The organism is Pseudomonas sp. H3_A02, assembly GCF_054671965.1.
The window spans coordinates 2,877,444-2,888,296 of record NZ_CP162807.1 but is presented as its reverse complement, the minus strand read 5'-3'; the positions used below and the strand labels follow the sequence as shown (position 1 = coordinate 2,888,296).

Genomic DNA, 10,853 nt, shown 5'->3' with positions numbered 1-10,853 from the left:
TTGTTTTTTGCCAGGAGGCCGCCATGCGCGTGATTTTTTTCAGCAGCCAGACCTACGACCGCGACAGTTTCACCCAGGCCCCGACGCCCGCGGGCCTTCAATTGCACTTCCAGCCCGCCCGCCTGAACCTGGACACCGTGGCCCTGGCCGAACGGCATGAAGGGGTGTGCGCCTTCATCAACGACGACCTCAGCGCCCCGGTGCTGGAGCGGTTGGCCGCAGGCGGTACGCGGCTGATCGCCCTGCGCTCGGCCGGCTACAACCATGTCGACCTGCTCGCCGCCAAGCGCCTTGGCTTGAGCATCGTCCGAGTCCCGGCCTACTCGCCCCATGCCGTGGCCGAACATGCCGTGGCGTTGATCATGGCCCTCAATCGCTGCCTGCACCGTGCCTACAACCGCACCCGGGACGGCAATTTCAGCCTCCATGGGTTGACCGGGTTCGACCTGGTGGGCAAGACCGTCGGCGTGATCGGCACCGGGCAGATCGGCGCCACGTTCGCGCGGATCATGGCCGGCTTCGGCTGTCAGCTGCTGGCCTACGACCCCTACCCCAACCCAGAGGTCGAAGCTTTGGGCGCCCGCTACTTGCCCTTGGTCGATCTGCTCGCGCAGGCGCAAATCATCAGCCTGCATTGCCCGCTGAACGAACAGAGCCGCCATCTGATCAACGCCCAAACCCTGGCCGCGATGCAACGCGGCGCCATGCTGATCAATACCGGGCGTGGCGGCCTGGTGGACACACCGGCCCTGATCGAAGCCTTGAAAAGCGGCCAGTTGGGCTACCTGGGCCTGGATGTGTATGAGGAAGAAGCCCAGTTGTTTTTCAAGGACCGCTCCGACCTGCCCCTACAGGATGACGTGTTGGCACGGCTGCTGACCTTTCCCAACGTGATCGTCACCGCCCACCAGGCGTTCCTGACCCATGAAGCGTTGGCCGCCATTGCCATGACCACCCTGGACAACATCGCCGCCTGGGCGGCTGGCACGCCACAGAACCTGGTAGATGGCTAAACCTTGAGCTAGCACACCCCCTGTGGGAGCGAGCTTGCTCGCGATAGCGGTGCATTAGCCGGCCTCAATGTTGACTGACACACTGCCATCGCGAGCAAGCTCGCTCCCACAGGGGATGGAGTTTCGTCGGCCTGATCTCCAGATCCCCACCATCGAGACCATCCCCAGCCATGCCCCGTGCTAGCATGTCGCGCCTATTTGGAGGACCCATGGCCGAACACGATTTCCGCTACACCCTGATGAACCCGCAGCACACCTTGACCGAAGTCCGTGCCCTGGCGCCGGGCCGCTACCAGGTCACCGGCAATGGCGGTTCGATCCAGGCCAACGATGTATTGCTCGTCACGCTCAAGGGCAGCAAGGACTTGTCCATGCGCCTGACCGTGGACACCGTGCGGCACCTGCTCAAGCCCATGGGCCAATGGACGGCCATGACCACCGGTCCGGTGTTCGGCGAACTGGCGATCCACACTTGGCAGGTCAACTGCGACGGCTGCGCCAAGACGCTGAGCTTCGAATTCGCCGTCGATGCCAAGCTCGGCGTCAAGGCCGAGAAAACGGCCGCCACCGCACGAATCGCCGAACTGGGCTGGACCACCGTGGGTGAAAAACACCTGTGCCCGACCTGCCAGGAAGCCGCCTGATGAAACGTTTGGCCCTGTCCGCGTCGATCGGCATGAGCCTGATGGGGTGTGCCGCTGAACCTGTGCAACTGCAACATAACCGCAGCTACATCCTGGAGTGGATCGGTGAGCGGCCATTGATGGACTACAGCCACCTGACCATCACCCTTGGGGATGACGGCCGGGCCTATGGCAACGGCGGCTGCAACCACTGGTTCGCGCCCTACACCTTGGAAGGCCATCGCTTGAGCTTCGGCAAGATCGGCAGCACCCGCAAGCTCTGCGCCCCGGCGTTGATGGAGCAGGAGACGCGCTTCTTGCAGGCACTGGAAAAGGTCGAACGCTGGGACATCTCGCCCATCGAACAGATGCGCTTCTGGCCGGCCCAGGGCAAGCCGCTGCGGTGGTGGCTGGAAGAGGGCTGAGGCTATTCCCGAGTGTGCCAAAGCCCCCTGTGGCGAGGGGATTTATCCCCGCTGGGCTGCGTAGCAGCCCCCCTGCGCTCCGTCTGACACACCGCAGTGGCAAATAGATCTTGGGGCCGCTTCGCGCCCCAGCGGGGATAAATCCCCTCGCCACAAAGTGTCCGCTCCAATAGGGGAGGCCTGCTCCCTCGCCACCATCTGCTATTTAAGCGCTTGCAACGCCTCAAGCCTGGCCATCACTCCCGCCGCCGTCTGCTCCCCCAGCAACTGTTCGCGCACCTTGCCCTGGTTGTCGATGATGTAAGTCACCGGCAGCCCTTCGCTGCGCGGCAGGTCGAAGATCTCGGCCGGATCCCTCGCCAATACCGTGAAGCGAATCCCCATCTTGTCGCTGGCGCTCTTGAGCTCTTCGCCCTGCACCTGGTCGAAGTTGACCCCGAACACGCCGACGTTGCGCCCCTTGAGCTGTTCGGCCAGGGCATTGAATTCCGGGATTTCGGTGCGGCACGGCGCGCACCATTCCGCCCAGTAGTTGAGCACCAGCCATTGCTTGTCCAGCCGCTGCGAAGCGATGGCCTGACCGTTCTGATCCACCCCGTAGTCGTTCCCGCAGCCAGCGAGCAACAAAATGCCGATGAATGTCAGTGCCGCCATCAATCGCCTTGTCATGTACCAATCCTTGTCTGAATGTGAGCGCTGCCGCGACCCGTCGCCTCTCTAAGGTGCTAGGGACTTCGCGGCACAGTAGAATAGCCTCCACCTTACGCAAGATGCGACCCGCTCATGACCGATCTGACGCTTTATCACAACCCGCGCTGCTCGAAATCCCGCGGTGCGCTGGAACTGTTGGAGGCCCGTGGCCTGACGCCCACCGTGGTCCGCTACCTGGAAACCCCGCTCGACGCCGCGCAACTGGAACGCCTGCTGGGCAAGCTCGGCATCAGCGCCCGGCAATTGCTGCGCACCGGCGAAGATGAATACAAAGACCTGAACCTGGCCGACGAAAGCCTGAGCCAGGCCCAGTTGATCGCGGCCATCGCCGCCCACCCGAAACTCATGGAGCGGCCGATTCTGGAAGCCGGTGAAAAGGCCGTGATCGGCCGTCCGCCGGAAAAGATCCTGGAGATCCTGCCGTGACCACGCCGTACATCCTGGTGCTGTATTACAGCCGCAGCGGCTCCACCAACGAAATGGCCCGGCAAATCGCCCGGGGTGTCGAACAGGCTGGGCTGGAAGCCAGGCTGCGTACGGTGCCGGCGATTTCCGCCGAGTGCGAAGCGGTGTCCCCGGACATTCCTGAGCAAGGCCCGCTCTACGCCAGCCTCGACGACCTGAAAAACTGCGCCGGCCTGGCCCTGGGCAGCCCGACCCGGTTCGGCAACATGGCGGCGCCGCTCAAGTACTTTCTCGACGGCACCAGCAACCTGTGGCTGACCGGCGCGCTGGTGGGTAAACCGGCCGGGGTATTCACCTCCACCGCGAGCCTGCACGGCGGCCAGGAAACCACCCTGCTGTCGATGATGCTGCCGCTGTTGCACCACGGCATGCTGATCACCGGCCTGCCCTACAGCGAATCGGCCCTGATCGACACCCAGGGCGGCGGTACGCCCTACGGCCCGAGCCATCATGCCGGGGCTGACGGTAAAAGCGGCTTGAACGAACATGAAGTCGCCCTGTGCCGCGCCTTGGGTTCGCGCCTGGCGAAAACCGCCCTGCTGCTGGAGAACGGCCGTGGCTAAGAAGCCGAAGATCCTGCCTTCGATCCAATGGCTGGAACCGCGCGTACGCATCGCCCGCGTCCTCAGCCTGCTGTGCTTTTTCGGCCTGGTGGGGTTGCTCAGCGCCTACTACCTGCTGATCGCCGATCTGCACGGCGCACGGCCTTGGGTGATTCTGCTGATCGAACTGGTGCCGCTGCTGATACTCGCGCCCGGCATGCTCAGCGGCAGCGCCCGTGGACACTCGTGGATGTGCTTCGTGGTGAATTTGTATTTCATCAAGGGCGCGCTGGCGGCCTATGACCCGAACCGGCAACTGTTCGGCGTGCTGGAAATGGCGGCGAGCGTGGCGGTGTTCTGCTCGGCCCTGCTGTATGTGCGTTGGCGGTTTCAGTTGAACCGGCGGTTGGCGGGCGAGGGAGAGATCTCCGTCGCCTGATACACCGCTATCGCGAGCAAGCTCGCTCCCACACTGGATTTGTAAACGCCGAAATCCCCTGTGGGAGCGAGCTTGCTCGCGATGGCCGCGACGCAGTCTCAATGATTCACTGTATAAGCCAGCATCATCGAAATCTGCGACATCGGCCGCCCACCACTCTCTTCATGCCATTGGTTGAAGGCACCCTGCACCGTCGCCAGGTCCCGCTGGCTGGTGGGGACTTTGTCGATGATGTCCTGGGCATTGAGCGCCGCCACCACGTCATAACTGGGCGAGAAGGTGTCCTTGCCCATCATTCGCAGGTAGCGCGGTGCCGACTGGCCGCCCAACTGATGGCCGTGTTTTTTCAGGTAGGTCCACAGGCCGACGATGTCAGTCACCGGCCAGTCGGCGACCAGCGCGCCGAAGCTGCCCTTTTCATGGGCCACGTCCAGGATCATTTGCGCGTTGCGCGGCACGCTCTTGAGCTTGCCCAGGTGGCGGATGATCCGCGTATCCTGCATCAATCGCTCCAGGTGCTCGGCGCCCATCAGCACGACTTTCTCCGGGTCGAACTTGAAGAACACCTCTTCGAAGGCCGGCCATTTGGCGTCCACCAGGCTGTGCTTGAGCCCGGCGCGGAAGATCCGCAGCGCCATGGTGGAGAGGTAGCGGTCGTCGCTGATCTTGCGCAGTTGCGCCGGGGTCTTGGGCACCGGCAGACGGGCTTCCAGTTCAGCCGCCGAACCGAAGCGGTTCAGACAATACTCGTGCAGCCACTTGTAATCGCGCATGCCCTCTCCTGGGGGTTAAAAATGAAAACGGCGCTTGAAAGCGCCGTAATAACTATCGGTAGAGTCAGAGATTCACCACATTGACGAACCGCGGCGTGGCGTTCTCGTCGATGCGCAGGTTCGTGAAGTCGAACAGGTTGCGGTCCGCCAATTGCGACGGAATGACGTTCTGCAAGCCGCGGAAAATGCTCTCGGTACGGCCCGGGGTCTTGCGTTCCCACTCCTGGAGCATCTCCTTGACCACCTGGCGTTGCAGGTTTTCCTGGGAGCCGCACAGGTTGCAGGGGATGATCGGGAACTGCTTGAAATCCGAGTAGGCCTGGATGTCTTTCTCGCTGCAATAAGCCAGCGGGCGGATCACCACGTTGCGCCCGTCATCGGCCCGCAGCTTGGGCGGCATGGCCTTGAGCGAGCCGTTGTAGAACATGTTCAGGAAGAAGGTCTCGACGATGTCGTCGCGGTGGTGACCCAGGGCCATCTTGGTCGCACCGATCTCGTCGGCGAAGGTGTAGAGCGTGCCGCGCCGCAGGCGTGAGCACAGCGAACAGGTGGTCTTGCCTTCGGGAATCAGTTCCTTGACCACCGAATAGGTGTCTTTCTCGACGATGTGATATTCCACGCCCAGCGACTCGAGGTAGGCCGGCAGCACATGCTCGGGAAACCCGGGTTGCTTCTGGTCCATGTTCACCGCGACGATGTCGAACTTGATCGGCGCAACCTTCTGCAAATGCATCAGCACATCGAGCAAGGTGTAGCTGTCCTTGCCGCCGGACAGGCAGACCATGACCTTGTCGCCGTCCTCGATCATGTTGAAATCGGCGACCGCCTCACCGGCCTGGCGGCGCAGGCGCTTTTGCAGTTTGTTCTGGTTGACCGTAAGAGTGCCCATGACGCGAAATCCGTGAGGTGTGACGAAAGGCCGGCATTTTACGCAAAAAACCCGCCGTCGGCGAAGGGTTGATGCACCACTGTTGTGGTCAAGATTGTGGGAGCAAAGCTTGCTCGCGAAGCAGATGCCTCGGTTTCTGAAAGACCGCATCGCTGCCATCGCGGGCAAGCCTTGCTCCCACAATCGCCTCGCCACAAAGTGAATTTCGTTGCCAACAGTTATGTACAGACCCATCGGCGATTAACACCCTTGCCTACAGCGCGATTTGCTCTAAGCCCCCCATCCCCCTCGGGGTAACTCCTTTCTATACTGCGACATAAGGTCGCACACATTATCCAGACCTTCACTTACTTGGCCGTTTGGCCCGTAGGCGCTCCGTTGGGGGGCGATGGCAATAACAAAGGAGTGACTGACTATGATCCATCATGTCGTGGGGCTCTTTACCCACCCTGATCAAGAATGGAAAGAAATCCGTGGCGATCAGGAGGAAAGCATCAGCCACATGTACCTCACCCACACGCTGATCCTGGCGGCCATTCCCGCGGTTTCGGCGTTCATCGGCACCACGCAGGTGGGATGGGTCATCGGCAATCGTCCACCGGTCATGCTCACGCAGGAAAGCGCGCTGTGGATGACCATCATGTCGTACCTGGCCATGTTGGGCGGCGTGGCGGTCATGGGCGCCTTCATCCACTGGATGGCTCGCACCTACGACGCCAACCCGAGCCTGGCCCGTTGCGTCGCGTTCGCCACCTACACCGCGACACCTTTGTTCATCGGCGGCCTGGCGGCGCTCTACCCGCACATGTGGCTGGGGATGATCGTCGGCACGGCGGCAATCTGCTACACCGTCTACCTGCTGTATGTAGGGCTGCCAACGTTCATGAACATTCCCCAGGACGAAGGCTTTCTGTTTTCCAGTTCGGTGCTCGCCGTCGGCCTGGTGGTGCTGGTGGCCATCATGGCGTTCACGGTGATCGTCTGGGGGCTGGGCGTCGGCCCGGTCTATACCAATTGAAGTAGTGCCCGCCAATAAAAAAACAGGATCTGCCGACACAGGCCGCCGCAAGGCGGCCTTCCTGTGTTTGAAACGACCACTGGGCGCCTGGACGATTCGCAACGGCCGACGCTTGCGGCATACTCGGGCTTCTGGAGACCCGTAAAGCATGCTCGAGCAACTCAATACCCGCGTCGAAGAGTGTTACCAACAAGCTGAATCCTTTTTCAAACGTCCTTTCAAACGCCCTGTGGTCAGCTTCAAATTGCGCGGCCAGAAGGCCGGTGTCGCGCACCTGCATGAAAATCTGCTGCGCTTCAACCCACAGTTGTACCGGGAAAACGCCGAAGACTTCCTCAAGCAGACCGTCGCCCACGAAGTCGCGCACCTGATCGCCCACCAACTGTTTGGCGAACATATCCAGCCCCATGGCGAAGAATGGCAACTGATCATGCGTGGGGTGTACGAACTGCCGCCCAACCGTTGCCACACCTACGAAATCAAACGCCGCAGCGTGACCCGCTACATCTACAAGTGCCCTTGCGACGGCAGCGACTTCCCGTTCTCGGCCCAGCGCCACAGCCTGGTGCGCCAGGGGCGACGGTATTTGTGCCGTAGCTGTCGCAATACCTTGGTGTTCAGTGGGGAGACCAGGGTCGAGTAGCCATTCTTTGTAGTGTTTGGACTGGCCTCATCGCGAGCAAGCTCGCTCCCACATTGGGTCTGCGGTGTTCACACCCCCCCCTGGGGGAGCGAGCTTGCTCGCGATGACGGCCTGACAGGCGCTACAAAACCACCCCACGCTTACGCAACGCTTCGATCCGCTCCACGCTGATCCCCAATTCCCCCAACACCTGATCCGTATGTGCCCCCAGCCCCGCACCAATATGCCGAGGCTCGGGCAATCCTTCGGAAAACTTCAATGGACAGGCCATCTGCGCCTGGTTCGAACCATCCCCTCGGGGCACCCGTGTCACCAGCTCCCGAGCCTGCAACTGCGGATGCTGCACAGCTTCCTCGAGGCTCAGCACCGGCTCGACGCAGGCATCGATCCCCGCAAACAAGCTGCACAGCTCGGCAAAATCATGCTTCTCGAACTCGGTTTGCAACGCCTGCTTCAGGGCCTGTTGTTGCTCAGGCTTGGGCGACAACCCTTGTGCCGCCAGTTCCGGCCGCCCCAAGGCCTCGCACAGCGCCTGCATGAAGGAAGGTTCCAGGCTGCCCACCGACATCCAGCGACCATCGCGGGTGCGGTAATAGTCGTAGAAGCTGCCGCCGTTGAGCATCTGGTTTTCCCACCCCGGTTCCACACCACAGGCCAGATAACCGGCACCGGCCATAGCGTTGAGGCTGAATACGCAGTCAGTCATGCTCACGTCCAGGTGCTGCCCCTGGCCGGTCTGCTGACGGGCGATGACCGCTGCCAACAGCCCGATCACCCCGTGCAACGAACCACCGGCGATGTCCGCCGCCTGGATGCCCAGCGGCAACGGCCCGCTGCCGGCACGACCGGTGTGGCTGGCCAGCCCCGCCAGGGCCAGGTAGTTGATGTCGTGACCGGCGCGGTCCTTATAGGGCCCGGTCTGGCCGTAGCCGGTGATCGACACGTAGATCAGCCGCGGATTGATGGCTTTCAAGGCTTCGTATCCCAGGCCGAGCCGCTCCATCACGCCGGGGCGGAACTGTTCCAGCAGGATGTCGTAGTCCCCCAGCAATTGCGTGATCACCTCCAACGCTTCCGGCTGCTTGAGGTCCAGGGCCAGGCTGCGCTTGTTGCGGTTGAGATAGGCATGGCTGGCCGATACACCCTGGTCATGGGGCGGCAGCACCCGCAGCAAGTCCTGGCGAGTCGGCGACTCGATGCGCAACACCTCGGCCCCCATGTCCGCCAGCAACAGCGAGGCGAACGGACCAGGCAGCAGGGTCGAGAAGTCCAGAACCTTGAGCGATGCCAGTGGGCCTTGCATGGGCGATCTCCGAGGGGTGATGGTGAAAGACTAGGCAGGGGTTGGCGGTGGGGCAATTACCACAGGTGTCACAAGGGATGACCATTGCGCTCAAGGCAGGTACGGATTTCTTTGTGGCGAGGGGATTTATCCCCGCTGGGCTGCGAAGCGGCCCCAGGATTCATCTGCCACCTAGTGTGTCGGATCAGACGCAGGGGGCTACTGCGTAGCCCTGCGGGGATAAATCCCCTAGCCACAAAAGCGCTCTCACCACAAAAACACTCTCGCCTGAAAAACGAGGCGCAATAAAAAACCCGCCGAAGCGGGTTTTTTATTGCAGCCTGAAGATTACCTCACAGCGCCTGGAGCAGAGGTTTCAGCCGCTGCAATCTGCGCCGCCGCGATCTGCTCGTCGTCTTCACGGACATCGGAGATACCACGACCACCGGAAGCCAACTCAGTCTGCAACTGGTCTTCGTCCAGCTCCTTGACCCACTTGGCAACCACGATCGTGGCGACGGCGTTGCCCACCAGGTTGGTCAGGGCGCGAGCTTCGGACATGAAGCGGTCGATACCCAGGATCAGTGCCAGGCCGGCCACCGGCAAGGTGCCCACGGCCGACAGGGTGGCCGCCAGTACGATGAAGCCGCTACCGGTCACGCCAGCCGCACCTTTGGACGACAGCAGCAGCACCAGCAGCAGGGTGATCTGGTGAGTCAGGTCCATTGGGGTGTCGGTGGCCTGGGCAATGAACACCGCAGCCATGGTCAGGTAGATCGAAGTACCGTCGAGGTTGAACGAGTAGCCAGTCGGGATGACCAGGCCTACGACCGACTTCTTGGCACCCAGGCGTTCCATCTTGATCAGCATGCGAGGCAGGGCCGATTCCGAAGAGGAAGTACCCAGCACGATCAGCAGTTCTTCACGGATGTAGCGGATCAGCTTGACGACGCTGAAGCCGTGGGCGCGGCAGATGGCGCCCAGGACCACCAGCACGAACACCACGCAAGTGATGTAGAAGCAGATCATCAACTGGCCCAGTTGCACCAGCGAACCAACACCGTAGGCGCCGATGGTGAAGGCCATGGCACCGAACGCACCGATAGGCGCCAGCTTCATGATCATGTTGATGATGATGAACATCACGTGGGCGAAGCGATCGATGAAGTCCAGCACCGGCTTGCCGTAGGCACCCAGGCGATGCAGGGCGAAACCGAAGAGCACCGAGAACATCAGCACTTGCAGGATGTCGCCGTTGGCGAACGCCCCCACGATGGTGTTCGGGATCACGTTGAGAACGAAGGCGATGATGCTCTGGTCTTTACTGGCCGAGATGAAACCGGCGATCTTGCTGGTGTCCAGGGTCGACACGTCGATGTGCATGCCGGCGCCCGGTTGCACGACGTTGACCACGACCAGGCCGATCAGCAGGGCAATGGTGGAAACGATTTCGAAGTACAGCAGCGCGTAGCCGCCAGTCTTGCCCACCGATTTCATGTTCTGCATGCCGCCGATACCACTGACGACGGTACAGAAGATGATGGGGGCGATGACCATTTTGATCAACTTGATGAACCCGTCGCCGAATGGCTTGAGGGCAACACCGGTCTGCGGGTAGAAGTGGCCGAGCAAAATACCGATGGCAATGGCTACGATCACCTGGAAATACAGGGATTTGTACAGTGGCTGACGAGTCGTCATGGCAAACCTTCCTCAAGAGTCCCGCATGACGACTTCCACCTGTCGTCCACGGCACCTCAATTGCGAACCCTCCTGCACTGGAGGGATTTGTTTTTTTCGGCTGCACGCGGCAGACCTGCAAGCTGTATCGCAAGGCCCGTGCCATTTTTTTGAAAAGCCCTACAGCCGTGATTACAGAAGGGTTCGCGGATTCATCAGGGATTAAACAGGAAGGTGAAGAGTGGCGGATTTCCGCCCGCAGGTTGTTTACCGCTCCGGGATTTGGCGGATTTCCGCCTTGTTCCACCTCGTCCCCCTGCTACCATCGCCCGCTTAACGGACGGATTTCT

At 61.3% G+C, this 10,853-nt stretch carries 13 protein-coding genes; 8 read left to right on the top strand and 5 right to left on the bottom strand.

Annotation, left to right across the window (positions count from 1 at the left end; all coding sequences use genetic code 11):
* The first annotated feature begins 23 nt into the window (after positions 1-23).
* The 3 genes from AB4N80_RS12785 to AB4N80_RS12775 all read left to right on the top strand — a co-directional run bounded on the left by AB4N80_RS12785 (position 24) and on the right by AB4N80_RS12775 (position 2,061).
* Positions 24-1,013: a 2-hydroxyacid dehydrogenase gene (locus tag AB4N80_RS12785; protein ID WP_122569239.1), complete on the top strand. Its 990-nt coding sequence runs from the start codon at positions 24-26 to the stop codon at positions 1,011-1,013.
* 209 nt (positions 1,014-1,222) lie between these two features.
* Positions 1,223-1,657, top strand: coding sequence for a hypothetical protein (locus AB4N80_RS12780; protein ID WP_122569240.1), 435 nt, complete (start codon positions 1,223-1,225; stop codon positions 1,655-1,657).
* Positions 1,657-2,061, top strand: a complete 405-nt coding sequence (locus AB4N80_RS12775) for an META domain-containing protein (protein WP_060741057.1) — start codon at positions 1,657-1,659, stop codon at positions 2,059-2,061. Before AB4N80_RS12780 ends, AB4N80_RS12775 begins: the two co-directional genes overlap by 1 nt.
* Before the next feature lie 201 nt (positions 2,062-2,262).
* Here the strand turns inward: AB4N80_RS12775 and AB4N80_RS12770 are convergent, their stop codons facing one another.
* Positions 2,263-2,730 carry a TlpA disulfide reductase family protein gene (locus AB4N80_RS12770; RefSeq protein ID WP_460082288.1) on the bottom strand — a complete coding sequence of 156 codons (468 nt, stop codon included), beginning with the start codon at positions 2,728-2,730 and terminating at the stop codon, positions 2,263-2,265.
* A gap of 114 nt (positions 2,731-2,844) precedes the next feature.
* Between AB4N80_RS12770 and arsC the strand changes: the two genes are divergently transcribed.
* Genes arsC through AB4N80_RS12755 form a run of 3 tightly spaced genes read left to right on the top strand, consistent with a single transcriptional unit; the run spans position 2,845 to position 4,218 of the window.
* Complete coding sequence (arsC, locus tag AB4N80_RS12765; protein ID WP_460082285.1) at positions 2,845-3,198, top strand: arsenate reductase (glutaredoxin); 354 nt, start codon at positions 2,845-2,847, stop codon at positions 3,196-3,198.
* Positions 3,195-3,800 carry an NAD(P)H:quinone oxidoreductase gene (gene wrbA, locus AB4N80_RS12760; RefSeq protein ID WP_014339762.1) on the top strand — a complete coding sequence of 202 codons (606 nt, stop codon included), beginning with the start codon at positions 3,195-3,197 and terminating at the stop codon, positions 3,798-3,800. Before arsC ends, wrbA begins: the two co-directional genes overlap by 4 nt.
* Positions 3,793-4,218, top strand: coding sequence for a DUF2069 domain-containing protein (locus AB4N80_RS12755; RefSeq protein WP_460082282.1), 426 nt, complete (start codon positions 3,793-3,795; stop codon positions 4,216-4,218). Before wrbA ends, AB4N80_RS12755 begins: the two co-directional genes overlap by 8 nt.
* 98 nt (positions 4,219-4,316) lie before the next feature.
* On the opposite strand, the gene AB4N80_RS12750 is transcribed toward AB4N80_RS12755, so the two are convergent.
* Together AB4N80_RS12750 and ttcA are read right to left on the bottom strand one after the other, a co-directional pair.
* Positions 4,317-4,991 (bottom strand): DNA-3-methyladenine glycosylase I, encoded by a 675-nt coding sequence (locus AB4N80_RS12750; protein WP_460082279.1) that lies wholly within the window; start codon positions 4,989-4,991, stop codon positions 4,317-4,319.
* Between the two features lie 64 nt (positions 4,992-5,055).
* Complete coding sequence (gene ttcA / locus AB4N80_RS12745; protein ID WP_003204698.1) at positions 5,056-5,880, bottom strand: tRNA 2-thiocytidine(32) synthetase TtcA; 825 nt, start codon at positions 5,878-5,880, stop codon at positions 5,056-5,058.
* Between the two features lie 415 nt (positions 5,881-6,295).
* On the opposite strand from ttcA, the gene AB4N80_RS12740 reads away from it, so the two are divergent.
* Together AB4N80_RS12740 and AB4N80_RS12735 are read left to right on the top strand one after the other, a co-directional pair.
* Entirely contained in the window at positions 6,296-6,898 is a 603-nt protein-coding gene (locus tag AB4N80_RS12740; RefSeq protein ID WP_039591896.1) for a Yip1 family protein, read from the top strand.
* 148 nt (positions 6,899-7,046) lie between these two features.
* On the top strand, positions 7,047-7,541 hold the full coding sequence (locus AB4N80_RS12735) for a SprT family zinc-dependent metalloprotease (RefSeq protein WP_460082276.1): 495 nt from the start codon (positions 7,047-7,049) through the stop codon (positions 7,539-7,541).
* Between the two features lie 121 nt (positions 7,542-7,662).
* On the opposite strand, the gene AB4N80_RS12730 is transcribed toward AB4N80_RS12735, so the two are convergent.
* Both AB4N80_RS12730 and AB4N80_RS12725 read right to left on the bottom strand, forming a co-directional pair.
* The gene (locus AB4N80_RS12730) at positions 7,663-8,844 is read right to left on the bottom strand and encodes a CaiB/BaiF CoA transferase family protein (protein WP_122569246.1); all 1,182 of its coding nucleotides are present in this window, start codon (positions 8,842-8,844) and stop codon (positions 7,663-7,665) included.
* A gap of 327 nt (positions 8,845-9,171) precedes the next feature.
* A complete protein-coding gene (locus tag AB4N80_RS12725) occupies positions 9,172-10,524 on the bottom strand; it encodes a dicarboxylate/amino acid:cation symporter (RefSeq protein WP_122569247.1) in 1,353 nt (450 codons plus the stop codon).
* Between the last annotated feature and the right edge of the window lie 329 nt (positions 10,525-10,853).

Excerpts from the sequence above, each read along its gene's own strand:
- AB4N80_RS12785 (WP_122569239.1), top strand. The coding sequence starts at position 24 with ATGCGCGTGATTTTTTTCAGCAGCCAGACCTACGACCGCGACAGTTTC.
- AB4N80_RS12780 (WP_122569240.1), top strand. The coding sequence starts at position 1,223 with ATGGCCGAACACGATTTCCGCTACACCCTGATGAACCCGCAGCACACC.
- AB4N80_RS12775 (WP_060741057.1), top strand. The coding sequence starts at position 1,657 with ATGAAACGTTTGGCCCTGTCCGCGTCGATCGGCATGAGCCTGATGGGG.
- AB4N80_RS12770 (WP_460082288.1), bottom strand. The coding sequence starts at position 2,730 with ATGACAAGGCGATTGATGGCGGCACTGACATTCATCGGCATTTTGTTG.
- arsC (WP_460082285.1), top strand. The coding sequence starts at position 2,845 with ATGACCGATCTGACGCTTTATCACAACCCGCGCTGCTCGAAATCCCGC.
- AB4N80_RS12750 (WP_460082279.1), bottom strand. The coding sequence starts at position 4,991 with ATGCGCGATTACAAGTGGCTGCACGAGTATTGTCTGAACCGCTTCGGT.
- ttcA (WP_003204698.1), bottom strand. The coding sequence starts at position 5,880 with ATGGGCACTCTTACGGTCAACCAGAACAAACTGCAAAAGCGCCTGCGC.
- AB4N80_RS12740 (WP_039591896.1), top strand. The coding sequence starts at position 6,296 with ATGATCCATCATGTCGTGGGGCTCTTTACCCACCCTGATCAAGAATGG.
- AB4N80_RS12735 (WP_460082276.1), top strand. The coding sequence starts at position 7,047 with ATGCTCGAGCAACTCAATACCCGCGTCGAAGAGTGTTACCAACAAGCT.
- AB4N80_RS12730 (WP_122569246.1), bottom strand. The coding sequence starts at position 8,844 with ATGCAAGGCCCACTGGCATCGCTCAAGGTTCTGGACTTCTCGACCCTG.
- AB4N80_RS12725 (WP_122569247.1), bottom strand. The coding sequence starts at position 10,524 with ATGACGACTCGTCAGCCACTGTACAAATCCCTGTATTTCCAGGTGATC.